This window comes from Buttiauxella sp. 3AFRM03 (genome assembly GCF_003675305.1).
In the GTDB taxonomy this organism is placed as follows: Bacteria; Pseudomonadota; Gammaproteobacteria; order Enterobacterales; family Enterobacteriaceae; genus Buttiauxella; species Buttiauxella ferragutiae.
In genome coordinates this window covers 2,570,842-2,588,577 of the sequence record NZ_CP033076.1, presented here as the reverse complement: position 1 = coordinate 2,588,577, position 17,736 = coordinate 2,570,842, and the positions used below count along the sequence as shown (strand labels likewise).

15 protein-coding genes and 1 pseudogene are annotated in these 17,736 nt (G+C 49.0%); 9 read left to right on the top strand and 7 right to left on the bottom strand.

What is annotated here, in order from left to right; all coding sequences use genetic code 11:
• The first annotated feature begins 17 nt into the window (after positions 1–17).
• The 3 genes from D8682_RS13630 to D8682_RS13620 all read left to right on the top strand — a co-directional run bounded on the left by D8682_RS13630 (position 18) and on the right by D8682_RS13620 (position 4,548).
• A complete protein-coding gene (locus D8682_RS13630; RefSeq protein ID WP_162303018.1) occupies positions 18–299 on the top strand; it encodes a hypothetical protein in 282 nt (93 codons plus the stop codon).
• A 402-nt stretch (positions 300–701) separates the two neighbouring features.
• Complete coding sequence (evgA, locus tag D8682_RS13625) at positions 702–1,316, top strand: acid-sensing system DNA-binding response regulator EvgA (protein WP_064540988.1); 615 nt, start codon at positions 702–704, stop codon at positions 1,314–1,316.
• 4 nt (positions 1,317–1,320) lie between these two features.
• A complete protein-coding gene (locus D8682_RS13620) occupies positions 1,321–4,548 on the top strand; it encodes a transporter substrate-binding domain-containing protein (RefSeq protein WP_121815706.1) in 3,228 nt (1,075 codons plus the stop codon).
• Between the two features lie 131 nt (positions 4,549–4,679).
• On the opposite strand, the gene D8682_RS13615 is transcribed toward D8682_RS13620, so the two are convergent.
• Both D8682_RS13615 and D8682_RS13610 read right to left on the bottom strand, forming a co-directional pair.
• Positions 4,680–5,666: an IS110 family transposase gene (locus D8682_RS13615; protein ID WP_121813607.1), complete on the bottom strand. Its 987-nt coding sequence runs from the start codon at positions 5,664–5,666 to the stop codon at positions 4,680–4,682.
• Positions 5,667–5,917: 251 nt separating this feature from the next.
• Positions 5,918–6,550 carry a YfdX family protein gene (locus D8682_RS13610; protein ID WP_121814493.1) on the bottom strand — a complete coding sequence of 211 codons (633 nt, stop codon included), beginning with the start codon at positions 6,548–6,550 and terminating at the stop codon, positions 5,918–5,920.
• Between the two features lie 245 nt (positions 6,551–6,795).
• On the opposite strand from D8682_RS13610, the gene D8682_RS13605 reads away from it, so the two are divergent.
• The 4 genes from D8682_RS13605 (at position 6,796) to gadC (ending at position 10,808) form a co-directional block, all read left to right on the top strand.
• A complete protein-coding gene (locus D8682_RS13605) occupies positions 6,796–7,419 on the top strand; it encodes a DUF308 domain-containing protein (protein WP_121814492.1) in 624 nt (207 codons plus the stop codon).
• A 60-nt stretch (positions 7,420–7,479) separates the two neighbouring features.
• Complete coding sequence (gene hdeB, locus D8682_RS13600) at positions 7,480–7,725, top strand: acid-activated periplasmic chaperone HdeB (protein WP_370090874.1); 246 nt, start codon at positions 7,480–7,482, stop codon at positions 7,723–7,725.
• Between the two features lie 58 nt (positions 7,726–7,783).
• A complete protein-coding gene (locus D8682_RS13595) occupies positions 7,784–9,181 on the top strand; it encodes a glutamate decarboxylase (RefSeq protein ID WP_064540979.1) in 1,398 nt (465 codons plus the stop codon).
• 106 nt (positions 9,182–9,287) lie between these two features.
• Positions 9,288–10,808, top strand: a complete 1,521-nt coding sequence (gene gadC / locus D8682_RS13590; protein WP_121814491.1) for a glutamate:gamma-aminobutyrate antiporter — start codon at positions 9,288–9,290, stop codon at positions 10,806–10,808.
• A gap of 160 nt (positions 10,809–10,968) precedes the next feature.
• Here gadC and D8682_RS13585 read toward each other — a convergent pair.
• Positions 10,969–12,205, bottom strand: a pseudogene (locus D8682_RS13585) (IS3 family transposase).
• 26 nt (positions 12,206–12,231) lie between these two features.
• Here D8682_RS13585 and D8682_RS13580 point away from each other — a divergent pair.
• Complete coding sequence (locus D8682_RS13580; RefSeq protein WP_121814490.1) at positions 12,232–13,158, top strand: DMT family transporter; 927 nt, start codon at positions 12,232–12,234, stop codon at positions 13,156–13,158.
• A 62-nt stretch (positions 13,159–13,220) separates the two neighbouring features.
• A complete protein-coding gene (yghX, locus tag D8682_RS13575) occupies positions 13,221–14,108 on the top strand; it encodes a YghX family hydrolase (RefSeq protein WP_121814489.1) in 888 nt (295 codons plus the stop codon).
• A gap of 105 nt (positions 14,109–14,213) precedes the next feature.
• On the opposite strand, the gene D8682_RS13570 is transcribed toward yghX, so the two are convergent.
• The 4 genes from D8682_RS13570 to D8682_RS13555 form a co-directional block, all read right to left on the bottom strand.
• Positions 14,214–15,179, bottom strand: a complete 966-nt coding sequence (locus tag D8682_RS13570; protein WP_121814488.1) for a sensor domain-containing diguanylate cyclase — start codon at positions 15,177–15,179, stop codon at positions 14,214–14,216.
• 78 nt (positions 15,180–15,257) lie between these two features.
• A complete protein-coding gene (locus D8682_RS13565) occupies positions 15,258–16,169 on the bottom strand; it encodes a DMT family transporter (protein WP_064540969.1) in 912 nt (303 codons plus the stop codon).
• 26 nt (positions 16,170–16,195) lie between these two features.
• Entirely contained in the window at positions 16,196–17,335 is a 1,140-nt protein-coding gene (locus D8682_RS13560; protein ID WP_121814487.1) for an HlyD family secretion protein, read from the bottom strand.
• Between the two features lie 24 nt (positions 17,336–17,359).
• Complete coding sequence (locus D8682_RS13555; protein WP_202914393.1) at positions 17,360–17,680, bottom strand: DUF3302 domain-containing protein; 321 nt, start codon at positions 17,678–17,680, stop codon at positions 17,360–17,362.
• Positions 17,681–17,736: the final 56 nt, after the last annotated feature.

The window sequence follows — 17,736 nt, the reverse complement described above, 5'->3', positions numbered from 1 at the left end:
TTTTCACGTTCTGTGTCTTGCTATTTATTCCCCCGGTATTTTCTGCACCGCTTAGCCCTGCGGATCGCGACCTTATTCGCCAGGAACAACAGGGCTTATTGCAACAAAATCAGCAGCAAAGGGAAGAATTACAACGTTCTTTTCCATTACGTCAACCTGCTGTAACTGAACCGGTGACCCGCGCTGGACCCTGTTTTAATATTCATTCCATCAATATCAATAATGCAACACTGCTTTCCGATAAAAAACAGACTGAATTTAAAAAAATCTTATATCAATCAGTGTATTGGAATGGATAAGATCACGCAGTTAACGCGAGATATTTCCGACTGGTATACCGTGCAGGGTAAAGTGAGGAATGAGATGCAAAAGTGCACGTCGGGGCTTATACGTGCGTACATCAGAATGCACTGGGAAAAATGGGTCAAACATTCCCCCATCATTTAGAAAGAACGTATTTATAAAATCATTAAGATATTGCCTTAATAATTGAACTCCCATTCCTACACGTGTAGTCAAAATATGATCTAAATCATTTTTTGGCACTATCGACTCTGACTGTAAATATTTAATAACACCCAAATCAGATATGTTAGAATTTAACCCGCTCCAGATTCATCTCGAAAAATAATAATATAACAACCACATCTGTTCTTCCGGCTTAAATATTATTCCTTTTTACATCAGGATTGACTCACGCAATGAACGCGATAATCGTTGACGATCACCCATTGGCGCGGATTGCTATACGCAACTTGCTCGATACCAACGGCATCACCGTCACCACTGAACTCGACAGTGGCGAGCATGTGGTGCAAACCGTAGAGAAACTCAAACCGGAACTGCTGATCATCGATGTAGACATTCCCGGTCTCAGCGGTATCGAAGTGCTGGAGCAACTCCGCAAACGCCACTACGTCGGTATTATTATTATCATCTCTGCCAAAAATGAGTTGTTCTACGGCAAGCGCAGTGCCGAATACGGCGCGAATGGTTTTGTTAGTAAAAAAGAGGGTATGAATAATATTCTGGCGGCTATTGAAGCGGCAAAAAATGGTTATAGCTATTTTCCTTTCTCTGTTGAGCGTTTTAGCGGTGTGACCCTCACTGAACAAGATAAACTGGATACTTTATCGACTCAGGAAATGAAGGTTTTACGCTACATTCTCAACGGCATTGATTACACCACTATTGCCCACAAAATGAATATCAGTAATAAAACGGTAAGTACTTATAAAACCCGTTTAATGGAAAAGTTAGATTGCTCATCATTAATGGAACTCTATGATTATGCGCAAAGAAATAAAATTGGCTAATAAGATGCAGTCTCGTTGGTTTATTTATTTGATGATGTTTTTTTGCCTGAGTAGTTTTTCTTCTTCTGGCGCCACACAGGTTATTGAGCTTAAAAGTAATTACCAGCCTGCGGTGCTGGATATTCGGTTAAGTACAGAAGACAGGTTATGGCTCGAGCGCAAAAAAACGCTGACTGTCGGCACCTGGTTGCCGGAAGTTTCCCCTATTGATTATGAAAGTACTGGGGGGATATATCAGGGTGTTAATGCCGATTACCTGGCTCTGCTGCAGAAAAATCTGCATATTAAAATTATTATTAAACAATATGATAGCGAGAAAGAGGCTCTTGCGGCACTGTCGAAAAACGAAGTCGATACGCTGCTGACTCAGTTAACTGCCCACAAAGAAACGCCGAGTTCTTTGCTGACAACGTCTGCGTTGATCAAAACCTGGCCGACACTGGTGACGTCACTTAAAAACACTTTGCTGCCGCTAAAAACCAGCAAAGAGGTGACTGTTGCTTGCGTGCGCGATTGCTCGTTTGCCGATGTTGTTAAGGTGGCGTTCCCGAATGCCAGAATGACTTATTACGATAATGACTACCAGGCGATGTCATCGGTGGTGTCCGGTAAAAACCAATATTTTATTGGTAATAACGTGACTACCGGGAATTGTATTTCTAAATACTTTTCACAATCGCTGGTGATTACCCACTATTTTAACAAGCAAGAACAATACAATTACTTTATTACCAGCAACCGTCAGCCGCTGTTGCGAAATATCCTTGAACGTTTTATTGCCTCAATCAGCAATGAAACCCATATGCGGATGATGCAGAACTGGCTAAACCGCGGCAATCTTTCCTATCTGAATTCACCTGGCCCATTTAGCCAGGAAGAGCAAAACTGGCTGGAGAAGCACCGCACTGTCAAAGTGCTCATTAATCCCAACTATCCACCGTTTACGCTGATCGACAAGGAAGGCGAGTTACGCGGAATCATGGCTGATTTACTCAATATTATTCAGCTGCAAACCGGTCTTGAATTTCAGCCGGTGATGATGAGTTCCGACCCAAAAAAGGCACCAGAGCAGTGGGACATGATCCCCGCCACCACGCTGAATAATACGCCGCAGAACACCTCGCTTAGCGATCAGTTGATGAGCCTCTCGTTCGTTATTGTCACCGCGCATCACGAAAATGCTGACCGCTTGCTGACCAAACCACTGCGCATTGCCGTAGCACTGGGGGATGTTTTGGTTGCTGATTTACATCAGCGATACCCGCTGGCGACTCTGGTTGAAACGGAAAATGTCGGTGAGGCAATGAAAATGGTCGAGGAGGGTAAGGTCGATGCGGCGATTACCACCGAGCTATCTGCCCGTTACATGATTGACCATTATTACCCGCAAAACATGTACTACATGCGCCTGCCGGGGATGCCGAGCGGTTCGCTGAGTTTTGCGATAGCCTCCGATGAACCCGAACTGAAGTCGATTATCAGTCAGTCGCTGCAAGCGATTCCTCCGCGCGACATTCTGCAAATGACGGAAAAGTGGTCGAAAATTTCCAGCGTACAGAAAGATACCTGGAACCTGTACAGCAAGCAGTTCTATCAACTGGTGGTCTTCGCGATGGTGCTGATAGCCATTAGCCTTGGCTGGGGGCTGTCGCTGTCGCGTGAAGTGCGCAAAAGAAAACAGTCGCAACGGCAACTCGAAGAAGAATTGCAGCTTAAAGAGACGCTCTCCCATGAGCTGGAGGCCGAGAAAGATAAAGCGATTCAGGCCACTAAAGCGAAAAGCCGTTTCCTGGCGAGTATGAGCCATGAGCTGCGTACCCCGGTGAGTTCGATTGTGGGCTTTTTAGAATTGCTGTCGAGCTCGGATCTCAACGCCAGTCAACGCAAAGAAGCAATAGCACTGGCAGGGGCAACTGCACAATCGCTGCTGGGGTTGATCGGCAAGATTCTTGATGTCGATAAAATTGAGTCTGGTAAATACCAGATAGCACCGCAATGGACTGATTTATCACAGCTTATCAATCTACAGTGCCACTCATTTGACGCGCTGGCCAGGCAGAAAGGTGTTGAGTTGCGTTGTATCAGCCATCTGGCGGCGGACGCTCAGGTGCTGATTGATCCACAAGCCTGGCGGCAAATTCTCACCAATCTGGTCGGCAACGCGCTGAAGTTTACCGAAAAAGGGCATATTGAGGTCTTATCCCGTCTGACAGAAGTTGAGGATAAGCATGGGACTCTGGTGGTGACGGTCAGCGACACCGGATGCGGGATTAGTGCCGAAGAGCAGGAGACACTATTCCACCGTTACGTTCAGGCAGGCCAGGGGCGTAAACAGACAGGCTCCGGACTGGGGCTGGTTATCTGCAAAGAGCTGGTGACGCTGATGGGCGGCACGCTGGAACTCAGTAGCCAGCAGTCGCAGGGCACCACTTTCACGATTACGTTGCTGGTTGAAACTGCACAGAAGAGGCTTACGCCGACCCATAACACCCCGGCCGCATTATCGCCATTACCGCGTTTGTCGATTCTGATTGCGGACGATAACCCGACGAATCGCCTGTTGTTAAAACGCCAGCTGAATGCCATTGGTTACAACGTGGATGAAGCCTGCGACGGTGAGGAGGCGGAAGCGAAAATCGCCAATAACGCGTACGATTTGTTGATAACTGACCTGAACATGCCAAAAAAAGATGGGCTGGCGCTGACGGCATCTTTGCGTCGCCAGAATATGCGGCTGCAAATCTGGGGGCTGACCGCCAGTGCGCTTTCGCAATCACGCGATCAATGCCTGCAAAGCGGTATGAATCAGTGCCTGTTTAAACCGGTTTCGATTCAGACGCTGACTCACGAGTTGAGCAAACTCGATAGCGGGCGCACATCGCTGTGTACTACACGACATTTGAAGCTGAGCATTCTGACCGAGAATACTGGGGGTGACAGGAAGTTGATGAACGAGATTCTGGAAACCTTCCGCGAAGCTTCAGCCAATGATTTACAGGTCGCAGTGCGTTCAATAGAGCAGGATGAACCGCAAATGTTTTTGCATGCGTTGCATCGTTTGCATGGTTCGGCACAGATTCTGGAAATCACCGCACTTCAGGCGTTGTGTGAACCTTTCGAATCACGTCGTCATAGTTCGTTACCACTTGAGGAGCGCCAGCAAGCGTTAGAAAAAATTACGGCAGTCATGCGGGAAATTGACGTGGAGATTGATAGTTTGATAAGCCACTAAAAATGGTGGATGACGCTGGCGCTTATCCCCCCTACGAAACCGGAACTGGAACCGAAATCGTAGGTCAGATAAGCGCAGCGTCATCCAGCACGATAATACAAATACAGCTTTTGTAGCTACCGTCTTGGACGTCAAGCGGTAGCTGCATAATTTTCATCCCATGGTAATCGGGTTTTCAGTACGCCGAAGCACATATGTACCAGCTTACGCATCACTGCACCCAGCGCCGCTTTTTTCGCCTTACCTTTCGCTACCAGCCTTTCATATATCGCCTTCGCGGGTTTATTCCACCGGATTGCACTCAGGGCTGCTACATACAGTTTGGCTCTGACTATTGAGGGGCCTGTTTTTGACATATGTGCCCGCCCGCGTACCGAACTGCCGGACACTCTCTCCACCGGTGTTATTCCCAGATACGCTGCCACCTGCGAGGCACTTTTGAACGTCCCGTCTTTCAGTAGTGCCAGCATCTCCCGTCCCACCTGCTCCTTCACACATTTTATCGATTTCAGCAGCTCCAGATCGGCCTTCAGTCCCGGGTCGTTATCTGTGTGGTCAGTAATGAGCTTTTCTATCCGTTCCAGTTCATCACTCAGCCAGCCGTGTGTCCGCTCCAGTGAGCCTATGACCTCCCGTGGTGTCGAGGTTGAATGCGCTTTTTCAAGCCGGTTGGCCGTCCTCTGCACATCCTCTTTCAGCGCGTCGCGCTGACGCAACAACGCCCTGAGTTTACGGACTTCAACTGACGGTGGGACCCAGGCATCGGGATGCTTCAGCTCGCCATAACAGGCCAGCACAAATGCGTCCACTGTGTCATTTTTCGTGAGGATATCCATTCCGCAGGCAAACTCACGGACACGGTATGGATTGGCCATGCAGACAGAAATCCCCGCATCATGAAGCCCATACGCCAGATTCTCATGGTAGATACCCGTGGCTTCCATCACGACTGTCATATTATCAGAGGCGCATTTTTGGGCCTCCAGCCAGTCGATGATTTTGCGGGCCACACAGGGTTCATTGGTGAAGACTTTCTGCTTTTTCTTACCCTTAATACCGGCAACAAGCAGACAGACATCTATTTTATTTTTGCTGATATCAGCACCGAGAAAAGCCATATTTCATCTCCTTCCACGTGAACCAACACGCCATTCCAGCCTTGTACATGCGAAGTCAGAGCTTCTGGTTACCGTTCGGATTTTGAGTGGCGTGAAAGGTGAAACGGAGGGCTTAAGCTACGTCGGAAGATCGAGGTCTTCAGGTCGGATACAAGCTTCCTCCGTTTCATGTAACCGGTAGCTAACCAGCTACCGGTTCAAGATACAAGGTCGGATAAGCGCAGCGTCATCCGACATCCAGCACGATAATTTTAGTTGCTGGCAGCGAACATTTCGCTATCAACAACGATGCCGTCTTCAGCACCCTTCAGTACCAGATTCGCTTCGTAGTATTTACCATCTGCCAGCATTTTTTGTGCCTGAGCTACCGCTTTGCGGGTCTGGTTCAGTGGCATCAGATATTGATTTTCCATCACGCCAATCCCCGCCAGACGTAAAGTGTCCATCGCACCTTTTTTATCGCCTTTAGCCAGTTTTTCATTGGCAGATTTGATCGCACTCTCTTTTGCTGGAGTCGCAACATAGTCTTCAGACAGGGCAACTGTGGCGTTAATGATGACGTACTGGTCGTCAATCATCTTCGCTTTGGCGTCGGTTTTGACAAATTTCTTCCAGTCGATGCTGTCATCTTTTAGCAGTGTTGCTGCGTCATCAGTCAGTTTTTTAGCACTGGCCGGTTCGCCGTGGAACAGCGCCAGGCGAGCAAGCTGAATATCACGCATGGCATTCGCGCCCTGAACGGCAACCTGCATCACATCAGCCGCTTCTTTTTGGATTTGTGCAGTGGCCGCAGCAGTTTGTGCTGGAGTCGTTGCTGTTGCAGCGAATACCGGTGCAGAACTCATCATGGTTGCCAGTATGCCTGCCAGAATTAATTTTTTCATTATCGTCTCCTTAATAAAATGGGTGTTAATCACCAACCCAGACAGAATAGGAAATAACAAAACGAATGAAAATCAGAGCGCGGAATGAATATTGCAGGAGCTGTCTGACACTTGTCAGATTATTGAGTCAGACGTCAGATTGAGCGTATGAAGATAGGGCTTCACTCTTATTTACTCCGTTTGCTAGCTGGCCTTACTATTTTAACCAATAACTAGTTGGTCAATAACGATATGGCGGAAATAAAATGTTTATATTTAATCAATATCGACTGAAAGCACTGAGTGAGGCTTCATGTCTTCATTATAGAAAACATGCGCTGGTGATGGCGGTGCTACTGTTTATTTGTGGTACCTGCTGTCTTATTTATCCTTTTATGGCCGGGATGTACCTCAGCTATATCATCGGCATGATGTTTATGGTTTGCGGTTTTTATACTTTTTATACTCTTTATAGTCTGGTGGTATTTCGTTCACGCCACTGGCGTTCTAAATTTGTCAGCGTGATATTTGCCTTAGCCTGGCTGTTGTTGGGCTTCAGTTTTGTCATCCATCCTCTGATTGGCATGACGTCACTGTCGCTGGTATTTAGCTGTTTCTTCATTGTTGGCGGGGTTTCACGCATCGTTTCCGGCTTCACTATGCGTGGTAACGCGGGGGCGATCACCAACATTATTATCGGTGTTTTAGACCTGCTGATTGCCGTTGTCTGGCTCAGTTTGAACCCTGAACAATCCTATTTATTTACCACCGCTTTCATTGGCGTGGAGATGATCTTCAGCGCTGCTGGATTTATCGCGCTGCGCAGGAATTTGACGCCAGCGAAGCACAAGAAATTGAACCTTAACGATACACCAAAAACAGTGGAGTAAATGATGAATATTAAAGCCTATGTCTCGGTAATTATTGCTGCTGCCGCTTTTTCAGCCACTATGAATAGTGCTTTCGCTACTCAGGAAACGACACCACAAAATATGACCTGTCAGGAGTTTATGGATATGAACCCTAAATCTATGACCCCAGTCGCCTTTTGGGTAGTGAATAGAAATACAGATTTTAAAGGTGGCGATTATATCCATTGGCATGAAGTCGAAACCGTGTCAGTACCCAGGATTTTTAAACAGTGTCAAAAAACACCGAAAGCTAAATTAGGTGAGCTGACCCAAAGCGTTAAGTAATTCCATATTCACTCTTAATTGAATTATCAACTTAAGTGATACCCATAGAGGATTTATTATGACCACACTTATTCAGCCAGTCGAAAATGAAAATGACGATGTTTATGCTTCGATAGAGTTATCTACCGCACTGCCTAAAAACGCATTTCCGGTCAACGAAAGTAATCCACGCAATGTTTTTCATGCTATTCATGATGAATTAATGCTGGATGGTAATTCCCGCCAGAACCTGGCGACTTTTTGCCAGACTTGGGTGGATGACGAAATCCGCCAGCTGATGGATCTTTCCATCGACAAAAACATGATTGATAAAGATGAGTACCCACAGACTGCTGAGATAGAGCAGCGTTGCGTGAACATGCTCGCGGACCTTTGGCATTCTCCGTCAGCCACCGACACCATGGGCTGTTCCACTATCGGTTCTTCCGAAGCCGCGATGCTGGGCGGTCTGGCGCTGAAATGGCGCTGGCGCAAACACCGTGAACTGGCAGGAAAATCTACCGATAAGCCAAATATGGTGTGCGGCCCGGTGCAGATTTGCTGGCATAAATTCGCCCGTTATTTTGACGTGGAGCTGCGCGAAGTGCCGCTGGAAGGCAACCGTCTGATGATGACAGCCGAAGAAGCGCTGAAATATATCGACGAAAACACCATTGGCGTAGTGCCAACTTTGGGGATTACCTTCACCTGCCAGTACGAGCCAGTGAAAGAGATTCACGATGCGCTTGATGATTTGTTTGAGCGCACAGGGCTGGATATTCCGATGCACGTTGATGCCGCCAGCGGTGGCTTCCTGGCGCCATTCTGCGCCACAGAAATCGACTGGGATTTTCGTCTGCCACGAGTGAAATCTATCAACGCGTCAGGTCATAAATTCGGCCTTGCACCGCTCGGTGCCGGTTGGGTGGTATGGCGTGAAAAACAAGATCTGCCAGAGGAACTTGTTTTTAACGTTAACTACCTCGGCGGCAATATGCCGACCTTTGCGCTGAACTTCTCACGTCCTGGTGGGCAAATTGTCGCTCAGTATTACAACTTCCTGCGCCTGGGTTGCGAAGGTTATCGCAAAATTCACATGGCCTGTTATCACACCGCCCAGTATCTGGCGCGTGAAATCGCCGCTATCGGCCCATTCGAGGTTATCTATGATGGCAACCAGCAAAATGGCATTCCAGGACTGACCTGGACGCTAAAAGCTGACCAACGCAATTGTGGCTACACGCTGTACGATCTGGCTGACCGTTTACGGAGCCGTGGCTGGCAGGTGCCTGCTTATTCCATGCCGACTCACCGCGAAGATCTAGTGGTGCAGCGCATTCTGGTGCGCCATGGCATGAGTACCGATTTGGCCGAATTATTGATAAGCGACCTGAAACGCACGCTCGCAGCACTGGAAAAAAATCCTGTCACGCATTCGCTGACTGCCGAGGAAGCGGGCGGCTTCAACCACGCATAAACCCCTTTCTTATCAATCAACCAGAGAGCCTGTTTGTTACGGCTCTCTTATTTAATCGTGAATGAACATCGGCAGGTGGTTCAAACCTGCTGATGTGGAGAGGATTATGTCCAGTACAACGACGAGTGCCCCTGCAAAGTCGCTCACTTTGCTCGGTTTTTTTGCCATTACTGCTTCAATGGTGATGGCCGTTTATGAATATCCCACTTTTGCCACTTCAGGTTTTAGCCTGATTTTCTTCCTGCTGATGGGCGGGATTTTCTGGTTTATTCCCGTTGGTCTGTGTGCCGCTGAAATGGCCACAGTTGAGGGCTGGCAAGAAGGTGGTTTGTACGCATGGGTTTCCAATACGCTCGGGGAACGCTGGGGTTTTGCGGCAATCTCTTTTAGCTATTTGCAAATCGCCATCGGTTTTATCCCGATGCTCTATTTTGTGCTCGGTGCTCTCTCTTACATCCTGAGTTGGCCTGCGTTAAATACCGACCCGCTGGTGAGAACTGTAGCGGCGGTGGTTATTTTGTGGGGGCTGGCGCTGACTCAATTTAAAGGGACACGCTATACCGCGATTATTGCCAAATTCGGTTTCTTCTTTGGGATTTTGTTCCCGGCGATTGTCCTGGTGCTGCTGGCTGTGGCGTGGCTTTATCATGGGCAACCGCTGGCGATTGAGATGTCAGAGAAGACCTTCTTCCCTGATTTTTCGCAGATTGGCACGTTAGTGGTGTTTGTGGCGTTTGTGCTCAGTTATATGGGTGTTGAAGCCTCGGCAACCCATGTCAATGAGATGAATAATCCAGCGCGTGATTACCCGCTGGCGATATTCCTGCTGGTCATTGCCGCCATTGTGCTGAGTTCCATTGGTGGGTTGTCTGTCGCCGCCGTGATCCCGCACTATGAAATCAACCTTTCGGCTGGCGTGATGCAGGCTTTTAGTACCCTGATTAGTTATTACGGGCCTGAATACGAGTGGGCGATTCGCGCTATTGCTGCGCTGTTGATGCTGGGCGTGTTGGCCGAGATTGCCTCGTGGATTGTTGGCCCATCGCGCGGCATGTTAGTCACCGCACGGGATGGTTTATTGCCTTCGCGTTTTGCCAAAGTGAATAAAAATGGTGTTCCAGTAGCGCTGGTGATTTCCCAGTTATGCATCACTACTCTCGCACTGGTTGTCCTCACTAATACTGGTGGCGGCAGCAATATGTCATTCCTGATTGCTCTGTCGCTGACGGTGGTGATTTATCTGTGTAGCTACCTGATGCTGTTCCTCGGATACATTCAGTTGGTGCTTCATCAACGTGACAGAGCACGTGACTTCCAGATTCCTGGCGGTAAAGCCGTTAAGTTGGTCGTCGCCTGTTCTGGCCTGCTGGTTTCAGTGCTGGCGTTCTTTGTTTCGTTTATTCCACCGAGTTCTCTGCCTGGCAGCAGCGCCCATGATATTTATGCCGGTCTGCTGATTATCTGCTTCGGTCTGGTGTTTATTCTGCCGTTTATCGTTTATATGTTCCGCGATAAATCGCAGAGAAGACAGGCTCCACATCTCACACCTGTGACCGTGGAAAATGCTCCGGCAGGGCACTTTGCGGTTCACCCGAAAGCTCGCCCATCGCATTACCCTGAAAAATAAAGTCACTGTCGTGCCATTCGCACTGCCGCAAAGTGTGGATGGCACTATCGCTATTTTTCGCTATTAACGGATAATGGCCGATTCTGAAACGACAGTTTATTTTTGGGTAAGGGAAGGGGCGTGAGTAATAACGTTTCGCTGTTTACTATGACTAGTCCTGCTATAGGTTGACACTTTTCGGCCTTACAACGCCCGATGAACTTCATCGGGCGTTTTGTATTTTAGCGACAGATGTGGCCGCCGCGTGTTGTAGATTTCCACCGACTCCCTGACCATCTTTCTTGCCTGTCCGATATCTTCTGGCTTCCCGAGCAGATATTCCATTTTTAATATCCCGTTTACCCGTTCCGCCAGCGCATTCTGATAACAGTCATACCCGTCTGTCATCGAGCAGATGACCCCATGGCGTTGGTGTAGTGCCTGATATTCTGTTGAACAGTACTGCACACCCCGATCTGAGTGATGCACCAGTGGATGTGCTGTACGCCTGCTGACCAGCGCCATTCTGAACGCCTTAGCCACATGATGGGTATGCAGACTTTCATGCACATGATATCCCACGATTTTTCTCGACCAGACGTCTGTTATCAGACTGAGGTACGCCGTTCCCTTACGCAGGGGAATGTACGTGATATCCGCGACCCACACCTGCTCCGGGCGGCTGGCAACAACCTGATTTTCTCCCGCCTTCAATAAGTTAGGATGACGATAAAAGCGATGATGGCTTTGAGTCGTTTTGTGATACGCCCGTTTCGGTATTACCAGTAATCGTGCGCCACGCAGTATCTGGAACAAACGATCCCGACCGACATGGAGTGCCGGCTCTGGTTGCTGTCGCAATAAATAATGCAGTTTACGTGTCCCCAGCCGGGGCTGGTGTAGCCGGATGGTCGTCACCTGTTCAACGATATGCTGCGCCTGTCTTTCTCTTCCGCGCTCACGTTGCAGGGATTGATACCACGCCTGTCGGCTGATCCCCATGAACCGGCAAGCACGCATTACTGTGAGTCCCGGCGTTTGTGCTTGCGTGATAAGGTGGCCAACTGCTTTTTTGTCAGTGTGGCTCCGAACTCGGTATTCATTACCTTCACGACAGCTTCAAAAAACTGGGCTTTTATTTCTGATTCAGCCAGTTGCTGCTCGAGTTCTTTGATCCGTTGTTCGGGAGTAAGAGGTATTTTGGGCATAGTAGCTCCGCACTTTCTTGCGAGAGAGGGGGAGTGCCAGTCGAGTTGACCGTATCTGCGCAACCACGTCATGACGGTGTGGCTACCCTGAATACCGTAGCGGTCTTGCGCCTGACGGTAAGTCATTTCCCCTTTTTCGACCTGTTCGACAACGGCCAGTTTAAAGGATAGAGGGTAATCGCGTTGTGTGCGTTTAACATATTGGTTCATCACATTTTCCTCTGCCTGCGAGTTAAATGTGTCAACGCTATTTAGGACGGGTCACTAATAAGAAATTCGCATGGATGGGAGCCGCTTTTTGTTGCTTGTTATGGGGAAGTGCTTACCCGGCAATTAAAAATGGTTATGACATTTTTCAGATAGCGACCGACGATTTAGCGGGCAAAATTGTTTTCGCCGGTTATCGTTTTGTCATCGCGGGGCTTTTATTGCTGGCGTTCGCGATGCTGCAAGGCAAGCCGATTGCGCGTTTATCCCGCCACCAGTTTTCGCAGCTAGCGTTGCTCGGCGTTACGCAAACTGCCATTCAATACATCTTCTTTTACATTGGCCTCGCCTATACCACCGGCGTGAAAGGCTCAATTATGAATGCCACTGGCACTTTCTTTAGTGTCCTGCTGGCGCATTTTATCTATCAAAACGACAAGCTCAGTATTAACAAAGTGGTGGGCTGTGTGCTGGGTTTTGCCGGTGTGATGGTGGTGAACTTCAACAGCCAGTTGATGGACTTCAGTTTTAGCTGGATGGGTGACGGTTTCGTGGTGCTGGCAGCGTTTATTCTTTCTGCCGCTTCGCTGTATGGGAAGCGCATTTCGCAAACCATCGACCCGACTATCATGACAGGCTGGCAGTTGGCCATCGGTGGCGTGGTGTTGACTGTTGGCGGCTACGCAAGCGGCGGGCGGCTTGAGTTTCATGGCCTGGAGTCGGTGGCGATTCTTGGCTATCTGGCGTTGCTGTCCTCCGTGGCCTTTGCGTTGTGGAGCTTGCTGCTCAAACACAACCGCGTGGGAATGATTGCGCCGTTTAACTTCTTGATTCCGGTATCGGGTGCGGTGCTTTCAGCCATCTTCTTGCAAGAAAGTATTCTCGAATGGCGTTACGCCCTGGCGCTGGTGCTGGTGTGCTTTGGGATATGGCGAGTGAACGTGACGCGCAGATAGTTTACAAAATCGTCAAATGCAGGCCATTATTTATCCATCTTTTACCGATAAAGGGCCTGCAAATGACCAGACTGACCGCAAAAGATTTCCCTCCTGAATTACTCGAATACTTCGATTTCTACGTCCACGGAAAAATCAGCAAACGTGAGTTTCTCGACATTGCGGGGAAATTTGTGGTCGGCGGGCTTGCGGCGGCGGCACTGGGGACTTTGCTGACGCCAAATTATGCCTTCGCACAGCAAGTGGAATTTACCGACCCGGATATTGTGGCTGAATATATTCGCTACCCCAGCCCGCAAGGGCATGGCGAGGTGAGAGCCTACATGGTGCGGCCGGCAAAAGCGGCGGGTAAAGTGCCTGGCGTGGTGGTGGTGCATGAAAACCGTGGGCTTAATCCCTACATCGAAGATGTGGCGCGGCGTGTTGCCAAGGCAGGATTTATCGCGCTGGCACCAGACGGTTTAAGTTCGGTCGGCGGTTATCCGGGCAATGATGAAAAGGGGCGCGAGCTGCAATCGCAGGTTGATCCCACCAAACTGATGAATGATTTCTTCGCCGCGATTGAGTTCCTGATGCACCACGATGCGGTGACAGGGAAAGTCGGGATGACTGGTTTTTGTTACGGCGGCGGTGTCGCTAATGCTGCGGCGGTGGCGTATCCGGAATTAGCTGCAGCGGTTCCGTTCTACGGACGCCAGCCAAAAGCGGAAGATGTGCCGCGCATCAAAGCGCCATTATTGCTGCATTATGGGGAGCTGGATTCGCGCATTAATGAAGGATGGCCTGCTTATGAGGCGGCGCTGAAAGCCAATCAGAAAGTTTATGAAGCGTATATTTATCCGGGTGTGAATCACGGTTTTCACAATGATTCGACCCCGCGTTATGACAAAGCGGCGGCGGATCTTGCGTGGACGCGGACTATTGCCTGGTTTAATCAGTATTTGGTTTAGAGGGGATACCCTCACCCCGGCCCTCTCCCCCAGGAGAGGGGGAAAACCGAGGCAATCTCGGTCGGCTCCCTCGCCCTCAGGGAGAGGGTTGGGGTGAGGGTTGTTTTAGGCCTGACTCACCACCCTCGCACCCAGCACCACCCCATTCTTACCAGTGCGCTTAATCAAATACATCGACTCGTCGGCACGAATTACCGCATCGGCAAAATTGTCGTTGGCCCAGGACTCATTAATGCCAATTGATGCGCCGACAGTCGCCGAACCGTTGCTCAACTCAAATGGCGTGATAGCGGCATCCAGGCAGTGCTGGGCAGTGGTTTGGATTGCTGCACTCTCCAGCGTCCACGGCATCAGCAGGATAAACTCATCGCCACCGATTCGCCCAATGGTCACTTCTGGCGGGCAGGCTTCGGACAACCGCTGGCTGAGCTGCAACAGAACTTCGTCGCCGCTGCGATGCCCCAGGGTATCGTTAACGTTTTTGAAATCATCAAGGTCGATAAAAGCCACTGATAGCGGGCCGAGTTTTTTTAACAAATCAAACTGTGCATGCAGCGAGTGGCGGTTAGCAAGACCGGTGAGCGGATCGTGGTTGGCGAGCTTCGCCAGCTGTTCCTCGTACTGCTTTTCTTTGGTCATGTCGATGTGGGTACCGGTGACTTTCAATGGCTTACCGTCATCGCTCCATTCGGTCACTCGTCCACGGTCTAGCACCCAGGTGATGGTGCCATTTTTAGCCTGCATACGGTGCAGCGCTTCGTACCAGGGGGCTTTGCCTTCGAGATGGTTATAAAACGCGGCGAGCACCATTTCTTTGTCTTCAGGGTGCAGATGGTCACGCCACACATCAAAATGAGCGCTAAGTTCTTTGGGCCGATAACCCAGCATGGAACCCCAACGGCGGTTGAAAATAACCAGTTTGCCGCTGCTAATATCAAGTTGCCACAAGCACAAACCTGTCCCGTCGAGCGTTGCACTCAGCTTGTTGCGTGAGTCATGCGCAATTCTCTTGAGACGGGCATTATGCTTTTTGAGGTTCTGGATCTGTTGCCTGAGGATATCTTCTGACATTGACCATATTTATGTTCAAATAATATCCATTTTTAACAGCTATTAATGAGTTGTAAATATGGCGCAGAAAAAATCGTGCTAGTTCCACTGTTGTTGTGAGGTTGAAACGCTTTTTCTCTTCTCAACCGGTATTAAAGAGAAAAAGACACCGCTAAGCATCGCGGCGAGCAGAATCCAGGATGTCGGTGAAAAGACGCTGTCCATTACCAGGCATTCGAGTAGCACGGCAATAACCGGAAAACAGATAAATACCAACGAGGTACTGAACGTCGATATACGTTTTTGCAGCGAGAAATAACACAAAATTCCGAACACCCCAGCCACAATGCCAAGGTAAATAATCGAGGCAAAAGACAGCCAGGTAATATTTTCAATCAGCGGTTTTTCCACTATCACACCAATCAGCGTGAGGATTAACCCTGCGGCAAGGCACGGCAGCGCGTTAAATGTGGAAAGCGAAACCTGGCAACTGCGCTTCTTGCATTGAACGTACATAAAAGCATGGATGAAAACGGCAAGAACGACGGCTAATGACCCTTTCCAGTTGTTGCTCAGGCTCATCCTGGCTTCTTCTCGCAGCAAGCAAAACAGTGAGAGTAGCGCCAGCATCGAACCCATGAGTTGTAACAGGCTGACAGGGGCGTTGAGCACTACGATAGAAATCAGCAGAACGGCAACCGGCAACACGGCAAAGATAATTGCCGCACTGCTGGCATCGACGTACTGCTCACCGTAAAGCACCAGCGTGAAGGGCAGGCAGTAACAGAACAGGAACACACAGAACTGGAAAATACGGTGGCCTGGTGGGAATAACAGCGATGAACGAGTGATCTTCAATAGCCACAAGAGGAGTGGCGCTGCGCTTAAAAAGCGTAGGCCGGTGGCAAAAATCGGTGGCATGCTGACTAGCGCGAATTTCATCGCCAGCCAGGTGCTACCCCACGTCAGAATAACGACGGCGAAAAGTGTCAACATTTTGGCTTTCTGCATGGGGTGGCTCCTTTTTTCACCTCAAATTAATGATCGATATACAGGTAGTGCATCCAGCTGGTCATACGCAGCAAGATTTTGCGGATAATGGAAACGTGTTCGAAATAATCCGAATACACGGCAACTTGTCCCATGGTACCGGCCGGTAAACGTTCTACATCTTTGACGTTGTTAAGCTCAATTTCTGCATAGATGCCGTCGAGTTTGGGATCCAGACTTAAACCTTGTAAGTGGCCTTGCGCCTGGTAACTACTGTTGGCGATCGCCGGAAGGATTTGTTTCACTTTTCCTTTCACGACGCTGCCTGGCAGGCCATTAAACACCATTTCAGCTTCATCACCCGCGGTTAAACGCAGGGCTGAGTTTTGGCGGAAGACAGCATAAACACTGGTTTTCTGGTCAGGGACGAACACCATCACCGGGCGTAGCGGAATCGGGCGCACGAACATGCCTGGTTTCAGGAACAGTTGCGTCGCGTAGCCTTCACTAGGGGCGCGTACTACGGTTCTCTCAAGGAAATATTCTGCTTCTTTGAGGTTGGATTTCAGTCGGTACACGACGGCGTTTTCGCCATTAACCAGTGCGCTCAGTTCAGCGGATGTTTGGTCCCTCTTCGATAAGGTCGAGCGCCATTGCGCCTGTGCTGCCAGATAGGTTTGCTGCGCGCGAACCACTTCCTGGTCAGTAAACGGGCTTTTCATTCTGTCCTGGCTGCCACTGCGGTAACGGTCAGCATCTTTCATGGCTAAATCACGTTGTGCTTTCACCTGAGCGATATCGGCATTTTCGGATGCCAGGCGCGCTTGCAGCATTTCAACGTTTTTCTCAGCGCTTTCGATTTCACCTTTGATTGACTCGACTTTTGCCTGATAGGCGGTCGGGTCAATACGGAACAGGAAATCCCCTTTTTTCAGCATCTTATTGGCGTTAGGGGTCACTTCGACCACCACTCCGGACACTTCAGGAATAATAGGCACTGTCACGGTAACCATCTGAGCACGTTCAGTGTATGGATGGTTGTAATTCATTAATAACAGCAGGGAGCCAATAAGAATAATCCCACCTAATACGGCAGTAGGAACGCTCCATTTATTTAATGGAATTTTAAAGAATTTAAATATACCGACACAAATTGCGGTATATGTAAGAATAAGTAATAAATCCACAATGAATCCTGCTCAATAATTCGGTTACTGATGATTTGCTGTGTTATTTTTGTGCTGAGCTTCCAGTTGAGCCAGACGTTCACGTAGCGCCTCTAACTCATGGTTTTTAGTCGCAAATCCCCAACCACGATCTTCGCGATATAACATTGCCCAGATCCACAAAAATGGCCAAATTGCATGCAGTGTGAATAAACTCACCCAACCTGCTGCATGAATAGCATCTTGATGTGGATGATTGCGATGCACCGCGATTTCATAAGGGATATCGTGCACAACAATAATGCCATAGAAAAGCGTCAGTCCCACAAATATAAGAGCGCCTAAGGCAAGGTAGTCCAGGATCATAGTTTGGTGCTCCGTGATTAAATGTCCGGAGACACTAATGAGAAGGTGTGCGTGGT

Coding starts and splice junctions, on each gene's coding strand:
- D8682_RS13605 (WP_121814492.1), top strand. CDS start 6,796: ATGTTTATATTTAATCAATATCGACTGAAAGCACTGAGTGAGGCTTCA.
- gadC (WP_121814491.1), top strand. CDS start 9,288: ATGTCCAGTACAACGACGAGTGCCCCTGCAAAGTCGCTCACTTTGCTC.
- D8682_RS13610 (WP_121814493.1), bottom strand. CDS start 6,550: ATGAAAAAATTAATTCTGGCAGGCATACTGGCAACCATGATGAGTTCT.
- hdeB (WP_370090874.1), top strand. CDS start 7,480: ATGAATAGTGCTTTCGCTACTCAGGAAACGACACCACAAAATATGACC.
- D8682_RS13620 (WP_121815706.1), top strand. CDS start 1,321: ATGCAGTCTCGTTGGTTTATTTATTTGATGATGTTTTTTTGCCTGAGT.
- evgA (WP_064540988.1), top strand. CDS start 702: ATGAACGCGATAATCGTTGACGATCACCCATTGGCGCGGATTGCTATA.
- D8682_RS13565 (WP_064540969.1), bottom strand. CDS start 16,169: ATGCAGAAAGCCAAAATGTTGACACTTTTCGCCGTCGTTATTCTGACG.
- D8682_RS13615 (WP_121813607.1), bottom strand. CDS start 5,666: ATGGCTTTTCTCGGTGCTGATATCAGCAAAAATAAAATAGATGTCTGT.
- D8682_RS13555 (WP_202914393.1), bottom strand. CDS start 17,680: ATGATCCTGGACTACCTTGCCTTAGGCGCTCTTATATTTGTGGGACTG.
- D8682_RS13570 (WP_121814488.1), bottom strand. CDS start 15,179: ATGTCAGAAGATATCCTCAGGCAACAGATCCAGAACCTCAAAAAGCAT.
- yghX (WP_121814489.1), top strand. CDS start 13,221: ATGACCAGACTGACCGCAAAAGATTTCCCTCCTGAATTACTCGAATAC.
- D8682_RS13580 (WP_121814490.1), top strand. CDS start 12,232: ATGTGTCAACGCTATTTAGGACGGGTCACTAATAAGAAATTCGCATGG.
- D8682_RS13595 (WP_064540979.1), top strand. CDS start 7,784: ATGACCACACTTATTCAGCCAGTCGAAAATGAAAATGACGATGTTTAT.